Genomic DNA, 18565 nt, shown 5'->3' on the forward strand with positions numbered 1-18565 from the left:
ACGTCATGCTATTGCGCTTTACCAAGATGCACGGCCTGGGCAATGACTTCATGGTCCTCGACCTGATCAGTCAGCATGCCCACGTGCAGCCCAAACATGCCAAGCAATGGGGCGACCGCCACGTCGGTGTCGGCTTCGACCAACTGCTGATCGTCGAACCGCCGAGCCACCCGGACGTCGACTTCCGCTACCGCATCTTCAACTCCGACGGCTCGGAAGTGGAGCAGTGCGGCAACGGCGCGCGCTGCTTCGCCCGCTTCGTGCTGGACAAGCGCCTGACCACCAAGAAGGTCATTCGCGTCGAGACCAAAAGCGGCATCATCGAACTGCGCGTACAGAACGACGGCCAGGTCTGCGTCAACATGGGCGCACCGCGCTTGCAGCCGGAACAGGTGCCGTTCCAGGCAGAGCAGGCTGCTCTGACCTATCGCGTCGACGTCGAGGGCCAGAGCGTCGAGCTCGCCGCGCTGTCGATGGGCAACCCGCATGCAGTTTTACGCGTCGACAATGTCGACAGCGCACCGGTGCACACGCTCGGGCCGAAGCTGGAACACCATCCGCGCTTCCCGCAGCGGGTCAATGTCGGCTTCCTGCAGGTGCTCGACCGCAAGCATGCACGCCTGCGCGTATGGGAGCGCGGCGCCGGGGAAACCCTGGCCTGCGGTACCGGCGCCTGCGCCGCTGCGGTCGCGGCGATTCGCCAGGGCTGGATGGATTCGCCCGTGCAACTGGAACTGCCGGGCGGCAAACTGTCCATCGAATGGGCAGGCGAAGGTCAGCCGGTTATGATGACCGGGCCCGCTGCCCGCGTATACGAAGGACAGGTTCGCCTATGACCGACCAGCAGGATTCGCCCAAACCGCTAGACTCGGAAACGGTCGCCGCCTATCTGCGCCTGCACCCGGAGTTCTTCATCGACCATGAAGAACTGATCCCCGAACTGCGCATCCCGCACCAGCCCGGCAATGCCGTGTCGCTGGTCGAACGCCAGGTCAAGCTGCTGCGTGAGCGCAACATCGAGATGCGCCATCGTCTCGGCCAACTGATGGACGTGGCGCGCGACAATGATCGCCTGTTCGACAAGACGCGGCGCCTGGTACTCGACCTGCTCGATGCCGGCAGCCTGGAAGAAGTGGTCGGCGTGGTCGAAGACAGCCTGCGCCACGAGTTCCAGGTGCCCTTCGTCGGCCTGATCCTGTTCAGCGATAACAAGCTGCCGGTCGGTCGCTCGGTCAGCTCGGCCGAAGCGCATCAACAGGTCGGCGGCCTGCTCAGCGGCGGCAAGACCATCTGCGGCGTATTGCGCCCGCACGAGCTGGAGTTTCTCTTCGGCAAGGAAGACGCAGCGCAGGTTGGCTCGGCCGCCGTGGTCAGCCTCACCCACCAGGGCCTGCATGGCGTGCTGGCCATCGGCAGCGCCGACCCACAGCACTACAAAAGCTCGCTCGGCACCTTGTTCCTCGGCTATATCGCCGAAGTATTGGCACGTGTCGTGCCCGGTTTCTCCACACCGCTGCGTTCGGTACGCTAGCAGGCCGTTGAAAAACGTAGGCGAGGCAGCCAGTGCAAGGCAAAAACTGCCGAAAAAGCGCAGTTTACGTGTTGTAAATGAGCATTTTGAGGCTGTTTTTAACGCAGCAATGGCAACGTAGGTAGTTTTTCAACGGCCTGCTAGGTCGTGTAGGGTGGATGACGAAGCTCATCCACCATTGGCCCGTTCGGAAGCCGGCACGTGACACTTGAAGCTCACCTCGACGCGTACATCGAACACCTGCGCCGCGAGCGCCAGGTGTCGGCGCATACCCTCGACGGCTATCGGCGCGACCTCAACAAGGTGCGGACATTCTGCGAAGCCGAAGGCCTGAGCGACTGGGCCGGGCTGGACACACGCAACCTGCGCCGCCTGATCGCCCGCCTGCATCAACAGGGTTTGTCCAGCCGTAGCCTGGCGCGCCTGCTCTCGGCCACCCGCGGCCTCTATCAGTACCTGCTGCGTGAAGGCCTGTGTCGTCACGATCCAGCCACCGGCCTCAGCCCGCCAAAACGCGAGCGCCGCCTGCCCCGCACCCTGGACGCCGACCGCAGCGCGCAACTGCTCGACGGCGCAGTCGAGGACGACTTCATCGCCCGCCGCGACCAGGCCATGCTCGAGCTGTTCTATTCCTCCGGTTTGCGCCTGTCCGAGCTGGTCGGGCTCGACCTTGACGGCCTCGACCTGCCTGCCGGCCTGGTGCGCGTACGCGGCAAGGGCAACAAGGTGCGCGAACTGCCGGTCGGCAGCCTGGCGCGTCAGGCGCTGGAACATTGGCTGCCGTTGCGCAAGCTGGCCAACCCCGGCGACGGCGCGGTCTTCATCAGCCAGCAGGGCCGCCGCCTCGGGCCACGCGCAGTGCAACTGCGGGTGCGCCAGGCCGGTGTGCGCGAGCTGGGCCAGCACCTGCATCCGCACATGCTGCGGCACAGCTTCGCCAGTCATATGCTGGAGTCCTCGCAGGATCTGCGCGCTGTGCAGGAGCTGCTCGGCCACGCCGATATCGCCACTACGCAGATCTACACCCACCTGGATTTCCAGCACCTGGCCAGTGTCTATGACCAGGCCCATCCACGCGCCAAGCGCAAAGGCGGTTCCGAATGAGCATTGAACTGATCACCTTCGACCTCGACGACACCCTGTGGGACGTCACCCCGGTGATGCAGGATGCCGAAGCCGCCCTGCGCAATTGGCTGGCACTGCATGCACCACGCCTTGGCGCGGTGCCGGTAGAGCATTTGTGGGAGGTACGCAGCCGTCTGCTCGACGCCGAGCCGATGCTCAAGCATCGCCTCAGCGAGCTGCGCCGACGCATTCTGTTTCACGCCCTGGAGGACGCCGGCTACCCACACGGCGAAGCGCAGACGCTGGCCGAAGCGGGATTCCAGGTGTTTCTCAGCGCCCGCCATCAGGTCGAGCTGTTCACCGAGGTACATCCGACGCTGGAGGCCCTGGCCGAGCGCTTCATGCTCGGGGTGATCACCAATGGCAATGCCGACGTGCGTCGCCTGGGCCTGTCGGACTACTTCCAGTTCGCCCTGTGCGCCGAAGAGCTGGGCATCGGCAAACCTGACCCGAAACCCTTCCGCGAAGCGCTCAGCCGCGCAGGTGGCGTAGCGGCCGAACGCGCCGTGCATATTGGTGATCATCCCAGCGATGACATTGCCGGCGCTCAGGCAGCCGGCATGCGCGCGATCTGGTTCAACCCGCAAGGCCGAGCCTGGGAAGGTGAGACTACACCAGATGCGCAGATCAGCAGCCTGGCCGAGTTGCCAGCGCTACTTTCCAACTGGACGCGCTAAACCCCGTAGGGTGCGCTGCGCGCACCGCCTGATACACGACAAGCTCGGTGCGCGGCGCACCCTACTTGCCACCGCACCATCCCTAACGTCGCGCAACGGCGGCCCAAAGGGGAAACCCGGGATGACAGGCACAAAAAACCCGCCACGAGGGGCGGGTTCTTGCAGCACGCCGTCCTCAGATGGGACGGCTGCCGTATTTGCTGTCGGGCTTCTTGGGTGGGTCGGCGACCACGTTGGGCTCCACCTCCTGCACCTTGCCGCCCTGGGAAAGAAACTCTTCCATGGCCTTGGCCAGGGCATCTCGCTCCTTCTGCTTGGCTTCGATGCTGGGCATCTCATCGACTTCAACGGCTTTGGCCTTGCTCTTCTTGCCGCTGGCTACGACTTCGCCGCCGCCGTCATCGTCGCCACTGTCACCATCATCGGCAGCAGCCAGGCCCTCGCCATCGTCCTCGTCAGCCCCGTCCAGATCGTCTTGTTCCAGGTCTTCGTCGCTCATGTTCAACCTCATGACTTGCGAAAAGCAGGTTAGTTATAGCCCAGTCGCGCGATGTGCACCGCTCGACCGGAAAAAATTCAAATAGCCTCGCCATGCAAGGTCGCCACCATTCGCCGAGCACCGCCATGATCGCGATGCTCACCGAGGTAGATCCCTTGCCAGGTCCCAAGCGCCAGCCGTCCCTGCTGTATCGGCAGCTGTAGCTGAAAGCCCAGCAAACTGCCCTTGAAGTGCGCCGGCAGATCATCCGGCCCTTCGTAATCGTGCTCGTAGCCCGTCTCACCCTGCGGCACCAGACGGTTGAAGAAACGCTCGAAATCGCGGCGTACCGCAGGATCGGCGTTCTCGTTGACCGTCAGCGATGCCGAGGTGTGCTGCAGCCACAGATGCAACAGACCAACACGCACCTGCGCCAGTTCCGGCAATGCTGCCAGCACTTCTTCGGTCACCAGATGAAAACCGCGCTCGCGCGGACGCAGGCTGATGATGCGTTGCTGCCACATGCCGCTCTCACTCTCGATGGCTCCAGCGCGCGCATTCTAGCGTGCTGTCAGAAAAAACAAAGGGCGCCCGAAGGCGCCCCTGTCATTCCCAGCGAAGCTTATTTCTTGCCGGTGAACTCCGGGTAGGCTTCCATGCCGCATTCGGCGATGTCCACACCCTCGTATTCCTCTTCTTCGCTGACGCGCAGACCGATCACCGCCTTGATGATGCTCCACACGATCAGGCTGGCGATGAAGACCCAGGCGAAGATGCTGACGATACCCAGCAGCTGAGCACCCAGCGAAGCTTCGTCGTTGGTCAGGCAGACAGCCAGGATGCCCCAGATGCCAACCACACCGTGTACGGAAATGGCACCGACCGGGTCGTCGATCTTCACTTTATCCAGACCCAGGATCGAGAAGACCACCAGCGCACCACCTACACCACCGATCAGGGTGGCCTGCAGAGCACTCGGAGTTAGCGGCTCCGCGGTGATGGCGACCAGGCCAGCCAGGGCACCGTTCAGGGCCATGGTCAGGTCAGCCTTGCCGAACAGGATACGGGCAATGATCAGCGCAACGATCAGACCACCGGCAGCAGCCATGTTGGTGTTGGTGAACACCTGAGCGACGGCGTTGGCGTCTTCGATGGTGCTCATCTTGAGCTGCGAGCCGCCGTTGAAACCGAACCAGCCCATCCACAGGATGAAGGTACCGAGGGTAGCCAGCGGCAGGTTAGCGCCCGGAATCGCGTTGACCTGACCGTTCGGACCGTATTTACCCTTACGAGCGCCGAGCAGGATCACACCCGCCAGAGCGGCCGAAGCACCGGCCATGTGCACGATACCGGAGCCGGCGTAGTCGAGGTAACCGGCTGCATCCAGGAAACCACCGCCCCACTTCCAGAAACCCTGGATCGGGTAGATGAAGCCAGTCATGACCACGGCGAAGGCCAGGAAGGCCCACAGCTTCATGCGTTCAGCGACAGCGCCGGAAACGATCGACATGCAGGTCGCGGCAAACACGATCTGGAAGAAGAAGTCCGAACGGGCCGAGTAGTAGGGTGCATCCTCGCCACCAGCCAGAACGGCCTCGGCGGTGTTCTCGTCACCGATCAGGAAACCCAGGCTAGGGAAGATGCCGCCTTCCGGGCTGGAGTACATGATGTAGTAACCGACCAGCAGGTACATCACGCTGGCGGTGGCATACAGCGCCACGTTCTTGGTCAGGATCTCGGTGGTGTTCTTGGCACGCACCAGGCCGGATTCGAGCATGGCAAAGCCAGCTGCCATCCACATTACCAGGGCACCACAGATCAGAAAGTAGAAGGTATCGAAGCCGTACTGCAATGCAGTCAATGCTGTGTTATCCATTTTTCACCTCTTGCCGGCGCTTTTGTTGTGCGCTGTTCGGTAGAAACGTCCAGGTTGGCGCCGGACGCGTTCCGCATGCTTTACAGGTCGTTGCCACGCTCGTTCTGGATCACCGGAACCCCTGCACCGTGAGGCGACCAGGCATTCCCATCACTAGGCCAAGCGCGAGACCTGAAGAGGGTCTGGCACAGCAGAGCGGCGAGGGTATCGCCAGCTCCGGCATTCGCCCTCGAAAACAGCGCAAGGCCATAATTCGAGGACAAAAGGGCTCCTAGCCCTGCGAAAGTTCGCAGAGTCATGGGTTTACTCCTGGGGCGTGGGGTTCGGAGGCTTGTTAAATCGCGTCGGTATCGGTTTCGCCGGTACGGATACGAATCGCCTGTTCCAGGTTGACTACGAAAATTTTGCCGTCGCCGATCTTGCCGGTGTTGGCAGCCTTGGTGATGGCCTCGATCACGCGATCCAGCTGATCGTCAGCGATGGCCACGTCGATCTTCACCTTGGGCAGGAAGTCGACCACGTACTCGGCACCGCGATACAACTCGGTATGGCCTTTCTGACGGCCGAAGCCCTTGACCTCGGTGACGGTAATGCCCTGCACGCCGATCTCAGACAGCGACTCGCGCACGTCGTCGAGCTTGAACGGCTTGATGATGGCAGTGACTAGCTTCATGAAACTTTCTCCCGTTTAAGGTGGACTTGCCCCAGGAATTGCGAACCCGGCTCAAGTCTAAGCGCAGTGTCTGGCTTTTGTAATGCACCGACCGCTCCAGCCTGGCGTGGCCGATACCCACCAACCGCTCCCGACGAAACACTCCCCCGCTTCGCCTGCCGCACCGGAACTGCATCGGTGCAAGCGTCGATGGGGTCTAAGCAGAAAGCTTGCCAGCTCACGTAAAAGCGCCATCTTTCAGGCCTTTACCTGCTTCGAGCACTGATGAGCGGTCATTCGCACCGAATGCATCGCACCAATCCAGTGCATCGACACATTCCGCAATGCTCAAAAATCGTGCAACCCGTGCTCGACCGCCGCGCCTGCGGCTGCGTGCTACACTGCCGCCGTCTGTATCTGGAACCTGCCCATGCTGCCGCCCAAAGCTTTGCTCGACACCCTCAGTAGCCATGCCTCGCGCTTGCTCAGTGGCGACAGCCCACTGCCGCGCGCCGAACTGGAGGCGCAGTTCAAGGCCCTGCTGCAGAGCGGCTTCAGCAAGCTCGATCTGGTCAGCCGGGAAGAGTTCGACAGCCAGATGGTGGTTCTCGCCCGCACCCGCGCTCGCCTCGAAGCGTTGGAAGCCAAGGTCGCGGAACTGGAAGCCAAGCTCACCGCCGTAGACTGAGGTTATGTTGTAGGAGTGGCTTTAGCCGCGACAGGCTTCGCGACCGCAGCCGCTCCTACAGGTACTGCACCCCACTTGATCAAGGAGCGATCATGTCCCTGGCCATCGTTCACAGCCGTGCCCAGGTCGGTGTAGAAGCACCGGCCGTCACCGTCGAGGCGCACCTGGCCAACGGCCTGCCCTCTCTGACCCTGGTGGGTCTGCCGGAAACCGCAGTCAAGGAGAGCAAGGATCGCGTACGCAGCGCCATCCTCAATGCTGCCTTCGAGTTCCCCAGCAAACGCATCACCTTGAATCTTGCGCCTGCAGATCTGCCAAAAGACGGTGGTCGCTTCGACCTCGCCATCGCCCTAGGAATTCTCGCGGCCAGCGGTCAGGTACCGGCTCAATCGCTGGATGAATACGAATGCCTGGGCGAGCTGGCACTGTCCGGCGCGGTGCGCCCTGTGCAAGGCGTATTGCCGGCCGCCCTGGCCGCACGCGCAGCCGGACGCACCCTCTTGGTGCCGCAGGCCAATGCCGAAGAGGCGAGCCTGGCCTCGGGGCTGAAGGTAATCGCCGTCGAGCACTTGCTGCAGATCGCCGCGCACCTCAACGGCAGCTCCCCTCTCGAACCTTACGCAGCCCAGGGCCTGCTCAGGCAAAGCCTACCCTATCCGGACCTGGCCGAAGTGCAGGGCCAGTTGGCCGCCAAACGGGCGTTGCTGGTCGCGGCCGCCGGCTCGCCCAACCTGCTGCTCAGCGGCCCCCCCGGCACTGGCAAAACCCTGCTGGCCAGCCGCCTGCCAGGCCTGCTACCTGCGCTGGACGAAAACGCGGCGCTGCAGGTCGCCGCGATCCATTCGGTGGCCAGCCATACGCCGCTGCAGCACTGGCCGCAGCGACCCTTTCGCACCCCGCACCACAGCGCCTCCGGACCGGCATTGGTGGGTGGCGGCAGTCGCCCGCAGCCTGGCGAGATAACGTTGGCCCATATGGGCATCCTGTTCCTCGATGAGCTACCGGAATTCGACAGGAAAGTGCTGGAAGTGCTGCGCGAACCGCTGGAAAGTGGCCACATCGTCATTGCCCGAGCACGCGACAAGGTGCGCTTTCCCGCTCGTTTTCAGCTCGTTGCCGCCATGAATCCCTGCCCTTGCGGCTACCTCGGCGACCCGAGCAACCGCTGTCGCTGTACCCCGGAGCAGATCCAGCGCTACCGCGCCAAGTTGTCTGGCCCGCTCCTTGATCGCATCGACCTGCACCTGACGGTCGCCCGCGAAACCACAGCCCTGAATGCCCCGCCGCAGGATGGCGAAAGCACTGCACAGGCAGCAGCCAAGGTGGCGCAGGCACGTGAGCGCCAACTGCAACGCCAGGGCGTGGCCAACGCCTTTCTCGACCTACCCGGTCTGCGCCAACACTGCGCATTGAGCGACGCGGATCGCCAGTGGCTGGAAAACGCCTGCGAACGTCTCGGGCTGTCCCTGCGCGCGGCCCATCGCGTACTCAAGGTCGCGCGCACTCTGGCCGACCTGGCGAGCGAGCAGCAGATCAGCCGCGCCCACCTGGCTGAAGCGCTGCAGTACCGCCCGGCAGCGGGGTAACTCAGCGAAAGCGCTCGACCTCCTGACGCAGCTGAGCGGCCAGGCGATCCAGCTCGCGCGCGGTATCGGCCAGGTTGGCCACCACTTCACGCTGCTCACCGTTGGCCTGGGCGATACTCTGCAGATTGGAGCTAAGCACGGTCGCGGTGCTGCTCTGCTCGCTGGTGGCGGTGGTGATGGCAGCGAACTGCTCGCCCGCCGCCTCGCTCTGCTCGCTGATCTGTGCCAGCGCTGAAGCCACCTTGGCGTTGCGCTCAAGACCGTCCTGCATCAGTTGCCGGCCCTGCTCCATGGTGGCGATGGCGCTGCTGGTCTCGCTCTGGATGCTGCCAATCATGGTGGAAATCTCGTTGGTCGCCTCGCGGGTACGCCCGGCCAGGTTGCGCACCTCGTCGGCGACCACGGCAAAACCACGACCCTGCTCGCCGGCACGTGCAGCCTCGATGGCGGCGTTGAGCGCCAGCAGGTTGGTCTGGTCGGCAATTGCGGTGATCACGCTGACGATGCCGCCAATTTCCTGCGAGCGCTGGCCAAGACCATTGATCACTGTGGAGGTCTGCTCCAGCGCCTCGGCAATCTGCACCAGTGCCTCGGAGGCCTGATCCATCGAGGTACGACCGATACGGGTCTGTTGGGCGTTGGCACTGGCCAGACGCTCGGTACTGCGCATATTGTCGGCGATGTTCTGCGAAGTGGCGCTGAACTCCTCCACCGCGCCGGCCATGCTGCTGATCTCGCCCGACTGCTGATCGATCCCCTGGTAGGCATCGCGCGACAGCGCCGACATAGACTGCGAGCGCGCACTGACATCCTGAGCCGCACTGCGAATGCCCGCGACCATGTTCGCCAGCGCCTCGCCCATGCGGTTGAAGCTGCGCGCCAGCTCACCAATCTCATCATCACTGGACTGCGCCATGCGCGCGCCGAGATCACCAGCACCGAGCGCCTGCGCCTGTTGCACCAGATCGCCCAGCGGCCGCAGCTTGCGTCGCAGCAACCAGACCACGGCGATCACCGCCAGCAACAGGGTCAGCGCACTGCCGATAGCCAGCTGGGTGCCGACGCGCCAGGTGACCGCCTGGATTTCCTCGCGCGGCATGCTCGCCAGCACCGTCCAGGGGCCGCCGGCAAACGGCATGGCCACGCTGTAGAACTCGTCATGACCATCACTCCAGAAACCGCCCTTGCCGGGGCTGGCGATCAACTCGGTAAGCGCCGCAGGCAGGCTGCTCATAGTGGCGGCACCGGCCGGAGCCACCAGCCACTTGCCCTGCTCGTCGAGCAGCGCAAGCGAACCAGTGCTGCCGATGCGGAAATCGGAGAGGTTGCGCATTTGCAGGTTCTGCGCGTCGGTGTAGTCGAAGCCAACGAACAGCACCGCGATCACCCGCCCACCGGTATCGCGCACCGGGGTGTACTGGGTCATGTAGAAGCGGTCGAACAGCAGCGCGCGGCCAACATAACCCTGGCCTGCCAGGAGTTTCTGATAAGCCGGATGCTGGTGGTCCAGCACGGTACCCAGCGCACGAGTACCGTCCTGCTTGGTCAGCGAGGTGGTGATGCGCACAAACTCTTCACCGTCGCGCACGAACACCGTGGCAACGCCAGCGGTCATGCGAGTAAAGTCGTCGACCTCACTGAAGTCGTTGTTCAGCCGGGTCGCACCCAGATAGAGGGCCGGGGTCTGCAGGCTACCAACCGCGACACGCTCGTCGCTGCGCACCTGCAAACCGCTGCTGAAGCGCTGCTCGAAGAGGCCGGCCAGGCGCTGCGTGCTGTCGCGCAGACTGCCATGGAAGGTCTCGAGCTGGTCGGCCAGCAGGCCAGCTTCGCTACCCAGATGCTTCTCGCGGGTAGCCAGGTTGGCTTCGTTGAGCGAGCGCAAGGCGAACAGAGTGCTGAAGCTGATCAGCAGCACTAGCACCAGTGCCAGGATGGCGGCCAGTTGCAGAGCGATACGGGAACGAGGAGGGGTCATTCAGGCCTCTCAAGGCCCGACTCAGTAGTGGCAGGCCGAACGGAACAGGGATTGACTGACCCGAGTGGTCATACGACCTCGAGCCAGGGCGCGGCAGGATACCTGAGCAGTATGGTTGGTCAATCAGCGTTCTGCCGAATGGCAATCATTTGCTCTCAAAACCCTGTATCGGCGGCTAAAGCACTCTCTCCACTGTAGGAAGTTGCATGGCCGCTACTTCGGCCAACAGGTAGTCGCGCAGCCGCTGCAAACGCGCCTGCGCACGATGCCCCCGCGGCCATACCAGATAGTAGCTATCGCCACTGAATACTGCCGTTGGCCAGGGCAACCCGAGACGGCCTGCGCCCACGTCCTCGGCCACCATCAGCAGATCACCGATGGACACGCCATAGCCGCGTGCGGCGGCAACGATGCCCAGTTCGAGCATGTCGAACAGCTGACCGGTCTTCAGCGGCACCTGCTCATCCAGCCCCGTGGCCTGCAACCAGCGCCGCCAATCGCGGCGATCCGGCGTCGGGTGCAGCTGCTCCGCCGCCTGCAGCCGCGCCAGCGACCAGGGGCCTGAGTCAGAATCACCGGCAGCGCACACCGGAATCAGCCACTCCTCGAACAACAACACGCTTTCCCACTCATCCGGGAACTGGCCATCGGACAACAGCACCGCACAGTCGAATGGCTCGTGGCGGAAGTCGACCTTATCCACATCCATCCAGGCGCTGGTGAGCTGCACCTCGCTGTCCGGATTGGCCAGGCGAAAGTGCGACAGGCGCGCCAATAGCCAGCGCATGGTCAGAGTCGACGGCGCCTTCAGACGCAGCACCTCATCATCGGCACGCAGCGCAGCGCTGGCGCGCTCCAGTGCATCGAAGCCGTCGCTCAGCCCCGGCAACAGAGCACGGGCGGGATCGGTCAGGTGCAGGCTGCGGCCACGACGCTCGAACAGACGACAAGCGAAGTACTCCTCCAGCGTGCGGATGTGCCGGCTTACCGCGCTCTGGGTGATAGCCAGTTCTTCAGCAGCACGGGTAAAGGAGGCATGCCGTGCGGCGGCCTCGAAGGCGCGCAGGGCGTAAAGCGGTGGAAGACGACGCGTCACCGTATTGAACCATGAGTTTTGATCATGCCAGGCATGGCTATTTTCCTTTTGTGGGCATTCGCTACAAACCAGAGAATAGCTGTCATTGCTCATCCTCCGACAGTCTGGGGATGCTTACCCTGCCGAAGTTTTACTCATCATGAAGAATTCCCTTGGCCACGAGTTGGGCGCGCTGCTGCGCCTGGCCGGCCCGCTGATCTCCGCCCAACTGGCCCACGCGCTGATGATTTTCACCGACACGCTGATGATGGCCATGCTCGGCCCGCAGCAACTGGCCGGTGGCGCGCTGGGCGCCACCTGCTATTTCATTTTCTCGATTTTCTGCACCGGGGTGATCGCAGCGGTGGGCAGCCTGATTGCCATTCGCCATGGCGCGGGCGACCCGTCCGGCATTACGCGCCTGATCCGCAACGGTCTGTGGCTGGCCATGCTGCTGGGCGCTGTCAGCGCGTTGTGCCTCAATGGCCTGGGCCCGCTGCTGCCGCATCTTGGCCAGGACCCTGACGCAGCCAGCCAGGCCATGGCATTCCTGCGCCCGTTGTCGCTGGCACTGCCCGGCTACCTGTGTTTCATGGCGCTGCGCGGCTTCACCAGTGCCATTGGCCATCCCGGCCCGGTCATGGCCATCAGCATCGCCGGTACCGCCGCCAATTTCGTCATCAACTACGCGCTGATCAAGGGTTGGTTCGGCCTGCCCAGCCTGGGCCTGAGCGGCATCGGCATGACCACAGCGCTGGTCAGCAGCGCCATGGCGCTGGCATTGGCGCTGTACATCCTGCTCTCGCCAACCTATCACCGCTACCAGCTGCGGCGCGGCATGGGTCGCCCACAGCGAGCGGAAATGCGCGCCTTGCTGCGCCTGGGCCTGCCTATCGGCGGCACCTACGCCGCCGAACAGGGGCTGTTCACCTTTGCCACGCTATGCATGGGCGCGCTGGGCAGCGTGCAGCTGGCGGCGCATCAGATCGCCATGCAAACGGTGGCGCTGGCGTTCATCGTGCCGCAAGGGTTGTCCTATGCCGTGACCTTCCGCGTCGGCCTGCACTACGGCGCCGATCGTCTGCACCTGTCACGGCTGGCGGGGCATCTCGGCATGGCCGTGGGCGCCGCCCTGATGCTGCTGTTCGCCCTGCTGTTCTGGCTGCTGCCAGAGTGGATCATCGGTCTGTTCCTCGACCGTCACGACCCGGCTTTCGCCGATATCGTCACCCTCGCGGTCAGCCTATTGGCGATTGCCGCCTGGTTCGAGTTGTTCGATGGCTTGCAGAGCATCGCCATGGGCGCGATCCGCGGGCTGAACGACGGCCGCACCACTCTGCTTATCGGTCTGACGGGTTACTGGTGCGTGGGCGCACCGCTGGTCTGGCTGTTCGCCTTCGCCCTCGGCTGGGGTGCAGAGGGCGTCTGGTGGGGCCTGGCTGCCGGCCTGGCAGTCACGGCGAGCGGGCTGGTGCTGGGCTTCCAGTGGAAGACGGCGCGCCTACAGCGGCCGAGTGCACTGGCGAGCGAGGCCTGCCTGCCGTAATCCGGTTACACGCGCGCCTCGGATTGCATCCGGGCTAAGGAACTGCGGCGCCTCAAGCCGAAGGCGGAGCACCGCTCAGCAGCGGCTGGCGCAAGCCAAACACCAGAAAACGTGCCAGCTCCGCCAGAGGTATCGCCTTACTGATCAGGTAACCCTGCACCTGATCGCAGCCAAACTGGCGCAACATGTCGAGCTGTTCGATGTTTTCCACCCCTTCGGCCACCACCTCGAGATTGAGGTTGTGCGCCAGGTTGATCATCGCCCGCACCAGTTGGCGGTTCTCGGCACGCTCGCCCATGCCGCCGACGAAGCTCCTGTCGATCTTCAGCAGGGTGATGGGCAGGCTGTTGAGGTGGACGAAGGAGGAAAACCCGGTGCCGAAGTCGTCCAGCGAGAAACGCACGCCGAACCGTCCCAGCGCCAGCATGGTCTGCTGCACCTGGTCGCTGCGGCGCATCACTGCGGTTTCGGTCAGCTCGAACTCCAGCCACTGCGCATCGACCCCACGTTCTTCGATCAAACGGCTGAGGGTCGGCAGCAACTGGCTGTCCTGAAACTGGCGGAATGACAGGTTGACCGCCATGTGCAGCGCCGGCAGGCCGCGTCCACGCAGCCACTGCATGTCGCGCAGGGCACGGGAGATAACCCAGTAACCGAGCGGTACGATCAGCCCGGTTTCTTCGGCCAGCGGCACGAATTCGTTGGGCGAGAGCAGCCCACGCTCGCTGTGCTGCCAGCGCACCAGCGCCTCCAGGCCGACGATGCGCCCGCTCTTCAGGCACAGGCGCGGCTGGTAATGCAGCTCCAGTTCGTCGCGGCGCAGCGCGCGGCGCAGCTCACCTTCCAGATCGGCCTGACTGCGTGCGCTGCGGTTGCGGCGTTCGTCATAGACATGAAACACGCAGCCTTGCTGATTCTTGGCCTGCTGCATGGCGATATGCGCATGCCACAGCAGCGGGTCGGCGCCCTCTCCAGGCTGGGCGTGAGCGAGCCCCAGACTACAGCCGATCAACAGACTCTCGCCGTCTACCCAGTAAGGCTCACCCAATACCTCGGTGACACGCTCGGCGAGGCGCTCCACGCGCTGCGGATCGCGGCGTGCATCGAGCAACAGAGCGAATTCGTCGCTACCCAGACGCGCAATCTGATCGCAGGGCTGCAGCAGACTCTTGAGCCGCGCCACCACCTGCAGGATCAGGCGATCCCCAGCCTGGTAGCCGAGGGCATCGTTGGCGTGGCGGAAGTTATCCAGATCGAGATGACCGAGTACAAGACCACGGCCACCACACTCGGCCAGGCGCGCGGCGAGCAGGGTCTGGAAACCCTGGCGATTGGCGATACCGGTCAAGGGGTCCTGTTCGGCCAGGCGTTGCAGGGTGTGCTTGAGATTGCCCTGTTCACGCGCGTAGCGCAGGCAGCGACGCAACACATCGAGACTGAGGCTGCCGCGCACCAACCAATCGCTGACACCGGTCGGCTCTTCGACTGGCTCTTCGTCGAGTAGCAAGACGATGGGCAAGGGGCACTGATGCGGCTCGGGAAGGCGATCCGGGGTACTCAACAGCAGACCGCTGGCGTGATCATCGAACAGGTTGCTGGCCGCCTCCCATGACGGCGCGGTAATCAGCGGGGATGGGCTGCCCAGGGCGCTCAACTGCTCGCGCAACAATTCGGCCCAGTCCGGCGTTTCCGCCAGCAGGACCAACCGCAAGGGTTCGACGAGCGTGGACAAGCAACCTCCCCAATGACCACAAGAATGATGGCGAATCGCGTCGCCTGAACGCGCCGTAATCGGCGTCTAATCAATCACATCCGTGCGAAAGGTAGTGCAGATCCTGAGGTATAGCCAGTAAACCTACAAGTGGAACCAGAGTACTGGAATAAAGTGGTTAACCAAGTGCGTGGCTATGCAATTTCGTGCGCTAGGCCACAGTTCCAGACGGTCGCGGCAGAAGTCATCAGGCCTGTTAAAATGCGCGGCCCTTTTTCTGCGAACGATCTCATGTCCCGACTGAACCCCCGGCAACAAGAGGCCGTGAACTACGTCGGCGGCCCACTTCTGGTGCTCGCCGGTGCCGGTTCCGGCAAGACCAGCGTGATCACGCGCAAGATCGCCCACCTGGTGCAGAACTGCGGCATCCGGGCCCAGCACATCGTCGCCATGACCTTCACCAACAAGGCCGCGCGCGAGATGAAGGAACGCGTTGGCACCCTGCTCAAGGGCAGCGAGGCGCGCGGCCTGACCGTGTCCACCTTCCACAACCTGGGCATGAACATCATCCGCAAGGAATACGCACGCCTGGGCTACAAGCCCGGCTTCTCGATTTTCGACGACGGCGACATCAAGGCGCTGCTCAGCGACATCATGCAGAAGGAGTATTCCGGCGACGACGGTGCCGACGAGGTGAAAAACCTCATCGACAGCTGGAAGAACGACCTGATCCTGCCAGATGAAGCCCTGGCCAAGGCGCGCAATCCCAAGGAACAGACCGCCGCCATCGTCTACCTGCACTACCAGCGCACGCTCAAGGCGTACAACGCGGTGGATTTCAACGACCTGATCCTGCTGCCGGTCAAGCTTTTCCAGGAACACAGCGACATTCTGGAAAAGTGGCAGAACCGCATCCGCTATCTGCTGGTCGACGAATACCAGGACACCAACTCCAGCCAGTACCTGCTGGTGAAGCTGCTGGTGGGCATGCGCAACCAGATCACCGTTGTCGGCGACGACGACCAGTCGATCTACGCCTGGCGCGGCGCACGGCCGGAAAACCTGATGCTGCTCAAAGAGGACTATCCCTCACTGAAAGTGGTGATGCTGGAGCAGAACTACCGCTCCACCAGCCGCATCCTCAAATGCGCCAACACCCTGATCGCCAACAACCCCCACGCCTTCGAGAAGCAGCTGTGGTCGGAGATGGGCATGGGCGACGAGATCCGCGTGATCCGCACTCGCAACGAAGACGCCGAGTGCGAACGGGTGGCCCTGGAGATTCTCACCGAGCACCTGCGCACCCAACGCCCATACAGCGATTTCGCCATCCTTTATCGCGGAAACTACCAGGCCAAGTTGATGGAGCTGAAACTGCAGCACCACCAGATTCCCTATCGCCTGTCCGGCGGCACCAGCTTCTTCGCCCGCCAGGAGGTGAAGGACCTGATGAGTTACTTCCGCCTGCTGATAAACCCGGACGACGACAACGCCTTCCTGCGGGTGATCAACGTGCCGCGCCGCGAGATCGGCTCCGCCACCCTGGAAAAGCTCGGCAACTACGCCAACGAGCGCAAGATCAGCATGTACGCCGCAGCCGGTGAGATGGGCCTCGGCGAGCATCTCGATGCGCGCTTCACCGAACGTCTGCAGCGCTTCACCAAGTGGATGGATCGGGTGCGCCAGGAGTGCGCGCAGAACGACCCGATCGCCGCCATCCGCAGCATGGTCATGGACATCGACTACGAGAACTGGCTGCGGCAGAACGCCTCCAGCGACAAGGTAGCCGACGCGCGCATGGGCAACGTGTGGTTCCTCGTGGACGCACTGAAGAGCACCCTGGAGCGCGACGAAGAGGGCGACATGTCCATCGAAGACGCCATCGGCAAACTGGTGCTACGCGACATGCTCGAGCGCCAGCAGGAAGAGGAAGAAGGCGCCGAGGGCGTGCAGATGATGACCATGCACGCCTCCAAGGGCCTGGAGTTTCCGTCGGTGTACATCATCGGTTTCGAGGAAGAGATTCTCCCGCACCGCTCCAGCATCGAGGCTGACACCATCGAGGAAGAGCGGCGCCTGGCCTACGTCGGCATCACCCGCGCCAAACGCAACCTGGCGCTGACCTTCGCCGCCAAGCGCAAGCAGTACGGCGAGGTGATCGACTGCTCGCCGAGCCGCTTCCTCGACGAGCTACCGCCGGAAGACCTGGTGTGGGAAGGGCTGGAAGAGGCGCCCGTGGAGGTCAAGGCCGCACGCGGCAACGACGCCCTGGCCAATATGCGGGCGATGCTCAAGCGCTGAGGCCATGGCTGACTGGTGTATGGTCGGTTTATTCGGTGGGCTGGCACCCTCGCCATATTTGCCAGTCAGAAAGAAGATACCGTTCAGACACAGGGGGTTGGCACCATGCGTACATTCACTCTCGACCTCGACACGCTGACTCAGTTGATCAACGGCCGCGAGCAGCAGGAAAACTGGCTGGACCTGGAAAGCGGTAGTGTCCTGAGCCTGTCGCCCGAAGATCAGCACAGCGAGCAGCGTCAGCACGTAGAACTGCATCCGGATCGCTACACCCAGATACCCAACCTCGACATTCCCCAGCGCGTGGCCATGCGCGAGTCTTTTCTGTTCACCCTCGACGATCTGCACGCCCACCCACTGCTCAGCGCCGCGTTGACCGGCCGCAAACCACTGCGCGCGTTCGACTACGAGATCGAATCCTTTCCGGCGATTCGTCAGCAGTGGCAGGCGTACGAACTCAAGCAACTGCGCGAGTACACGCTCAACTGGCTCTACGAACTGGGCCTGGAGCCTGCGCCGGACAAGCTGCCGCTGGACACGCGCGGCATTCCCAAGGACATCCTGCGCCGCCTGACCAAGAGCGCCTGAGCGGAGCAGCCCGCGGATTGCACCCGGACTCCAGACACTGGCTAACAACCTGTCTAACCGGTCAATTGGCCACGACTGTCGGGCAGGCTTCGGTTTCACTACACATTGCAGGGCATTTTGAGCGAAAATCCGCAGCTTTTCTGCTCAACCAGAGGATCGACCGTGGAGTCGTTGAAACAGAAGATTCGCAGCGAAGGCATCGTGTTGTCCGAGCATGTACTCAAGGTGGACGCCTTTCTCAACCACCAGATCGATCCGCGCCTGATGCAGGAGATCGGCCACGAGTTCGCCCAGCGTTTCGCCGGCCAGGGCATCACCAAGATCGTCACCATCGAGGCCTCCGGTATCGCCCCGGCAGTGATGGCTGGCCTGGAACTGGGCATTCCGGTGATCTTCGCGCGCAAGTTTCAGTCGCTGACGCTCAAGGACGACCTGCTGATCTCCAAGGTGTTCTCCTTCACCAAGCAGACCGAAAGCACCATCGCCATTTCCGCGCGTCACCTGACGGCTGCCGACAAGGTGCTGGTAATCGACGACTTCCTCGCCAACGGCCACGCCGCCAAGGCGCTGATCGACCTGATCCAGCAAGCCGGTGCGCAGATTGCCGGTATCGGCATCGTCATCGAGAAGTCCTTCCAAGACGGCCGTAACCTGCTGAAAAGTGAAGGCTACCGCGTCGAGTCGCTGGCCCGTGTTGCCGCGCTGGAGAACGGCCAGGTGCGCTTCCTCGACTAAAACTGTGCGCGCCCTCGC

The 18565-nt window shown here is 63.1% G+C and carries 17 protein-coding genes and 1 pseudogene; 10 read left to right on the forward strand and 8 right to left on the reverse strand.

The window, feature by feature from the left end; genetic code table 11:
* The first annotated feature begins 5 nt into the window (after positions 1-5).
* The 4 genes from dapF to EGJ86_RS11905 all read left to right on the forward strand — a co-directional run bounded on the left by dapF (position 6) and on the right by EGJ86_RS11905 (position 3333).
* Positions 6-836 (forward strand): diaminopimelate epimerase, encoded by an 831-nt coding sequence (gene dapF / locus EGJ86_RS11890; protein WP_099525163.1) that lies wholly within the window; start codon positions 6-8, stop codon positions 834-836.
* Complete coding sequence (locus tag EGJ86_RS11895; protein WP_099524726.1) at positions 833-1531, forward strand: DUF484 family protein; 699 nt, start codon at positions 833-835, stop codon at positions 1529-1531. The genes dapF and EGJ86_RS11895 overlap by 4 nt, the downstream gene beginning before the upstream one ends.
* Before the next feature lie 201 nt (positions 1532-1732).
* On the forward strand, positions 1733-2635 hold the full coding sequence (xerC, locus tag EGJ86_RS11900) for a tyrosine recombinase XerC (RefSeq protein ID WP_106735053.1): 903 nt from the start codon (positions 1733-1735) through the stop codon (positions 2633-2635).
* Positions 2632-3333 (forward strand): HAD family hydrolase, encoded by a 702-nt coding sequence (locus EGJ86_RS11905; RefSeq protein WP_125835237.1) that lies wholly within the window; start codon positions 2632-2634, stop codon positions 3331-3333. Before xerC ends, EGJ86_RS11905 begins: the two co-directional genes overlap by 4 nt.
* A gap of 175 nt (positions 3334-3508) precedes the next feature.
* Here the strand turns inward: EGJ86_RS11905 and sutA are convergent, their stop codons facing one another.
* From sutA to glnK, 4 genes are all read right to left on the reverse strand, one after another.
* Positions 3509-3832 (reverse strand): transcriptional regulator SutA, encoded by a 324-nt coding sequence (sutA, locus tag EGJ86_RS11910; protein WP_125835238.1) that lies wholly within the window; start codon positions 3830-3832, stop codon positions 3509-3511.
* Between the two features lie 77 nt (positions 3833-3909).
* Entirely contained in the window at positions 3910-4335 is a 426-nt protein-coding gene (locus tag EGJ86_RS11915) for a secondary thiamine-phosphate synthase enzyme YjbQ (protein ID WP_099524731.1), read from the reverse strand.
* A 98-nt stretch (positions 4336-4433) separates the two neighbouring features.
* The gene (locus EGJ86_RS11920; RefSeq protein WP_106735050.1) at positions 4434-5687 is read right to left on the reverse strand and encodes an ammonium transporter; all 1254 of its coding nucleotides are present in this window, start codon (positions 5685-5687) and stop codon (positions 4434-4436) included.
* Positions 5688-6021: 334 nt separating this feature from the next.
* Positions 6022-6360, reverse strand: coding sequence for a P-II family nitrogen regulator (gene glnK / locus EGJ86_RS11925; RefSeq protein WP_003096476.1), 339 nt, complete (start codon positions 6358-6360; stop codon positions 6022-6024).
* A gap of 409 nt (positions 6361-6769) precedes the next feature.
* On the opposite strand from glnK, the gene EGJ86_RS11930 reads away from it, so the two are divergent.
* Positions 6770-7027 carry an accessory factor UbiK family protein gene (locus EGJ86_RS11930; protein ID WP_125835239.1) on the forward strand — a complete coding sequence of 86 codons (258 nt, stop codon included), beginning with the start codon at positions 6770-6772 and terminating at the stop codon, positions 7025-7027.
* Positions 7028-7119: 92 nt separating this feature from the next.
* Positions 7120-8613, forward strand: coding sequence for a YifB family Mg chelatase-like AAA ATPase (locus tag EGJ86_RS11935; RefSeq protein WP_125835240.1), 1494 nt, complete (start codon positions 7120-7122; stop codon positions 8611-8613).
* A 1-nt stretch (position 8614) separates the two neighbouring features.
* Here EGJ86_RS11935 and EGJ86_RS25630 read toward each other — a convergent pair whose 3' ends face one another.
* The 3 genes and pseudogenes from EGJ86_RS25630 to EGJ86_RS11945 all read right to left on the reverse strand — a co-directional run bounded on the left by EGJ86_RS25630 (position 8615) and on the right by EGJ86_RS11945 (position 11687).
* Positions 8615-9475 (reverse strand): methyl-accepting chemotaxis protein, encoded by an 861-nt coding sequence (locus EGJ86_RS25630; protein WP_372237966.1) that lies wholly within the window; start codon positions 9473-9475, stop codon positions 8615-8617.
* Positions 9473-10591 (reverse strand): annotated as a pseudogene (locus tag EGJ86_RS25635) (Cache 3/Cache 2 fusion domain-containing protein); the annotation flags it as partial. The gene EGJ86_RS25630 and the pseudogene EGJ86_RS25635, both read right to left, overlap by 3 nt.
* A gap of 175 nt (positions 10592-10766) precedes the next feature.
* Positions 10767-11687: a LysR substrate-binding domain-containing protein gene (locus tag EGJ86_RS11945; protein WP_106735114.1), complete on the reverse strand. Its 921-nt coding sequence runs from the start codon at positions 11685-11687 to the stop codon at positions 10767-10769.
* 139 nt (positions 11688-11826) lie between these two features.
* Here EGJ86_RS11945 and EGJ86_RS11950 point away from each other — a divergent pair, with 139 nt between their 5' ends.
* Positions 11827-13212, forward strand: a complete 1386-nt coding sequence (locus EGJ86_RS11950) for a NorM family multidrug efflux MATE transporter (RefSeq protein ID WP_106735043.1) — start codon at positions 11827-11829, stop codon at positions 13210-13212.
* Positions 13213-13264: 52 nt separating this feature from the next.
* Here the strand turns inward: EGJ86_RS11950 and EGJ86_RS11955 are convergent, their stop codons facing one another.
* Positions 13265-14944 carry a bifunctional diguanylate cyclase/phosphodiesterase gene (locus EGJ86_RS11955; protein ID WP_106735042.1) on the reverse strand — a complete coding sequence of 560 codons (1680 nt, stop codon included), beginning with the start codon at positions 14942-14944 and terminating at the stop codon, positions 13265-13267.
* Positions 14945-15214: 270 nt separating this feature from the next.
* Between EGJ86_RS11955 and rep the strand changes: the two genes are divergently transcribed.
* From rep to EGJ86_RS11970, 3 genes are all read left to right on the forward strand, one after another.
* The gene (gene rep, locus EGJ86_RS11960) at positions 15215-17224 is read left to right on the forward strand and encodes a DNA helicase Rep (protein ID WP_125835242.1); all 2010 of its coding nucleotides are present in this window, start codon (positions 15215-15217) and stop codon (positions 17222-17224) included.
* A gap of 105 nt (positions 17225-17329) precedes the next feature.
* Positions 17330-17812, forward strand: coding sequence for a UPF0158 family protein (locus tag EGJ86_RS11965; protein ID WP_125835243.1), 483 nt, complete (start codon positions 17330-17332; stop codon positions 17810-17812).
* A gap of 162 nt (positions 17813-17974) precedes the next feature.
* Positions 17975-18547 carry a xanthine phosphoribosyltransferase gene (locus EGJ86_RS11970; protein ID WP_125835244.1) on the forward strand — a complete coding sequence of 191 codons (573 nt, stop codon included), beginning with the start codon at positions 17975-17977 and terminating at the stop codon, positions 18545-18547.
* The last annotated feature ends 18 nt before the right edge of the window (positions 18548-18565 follow it).

Source organism: Pseudomonas sp. o96-267 (assembly GCF_003935465.1).
GTDB classification, from domain to species: Bacteria; Pseudomonadota; Gammaproteobacteria; order Pseudomonadales; family Pseudomonadaceae; genus Aquipseudomonas; species Aquipseudomonas sediminis.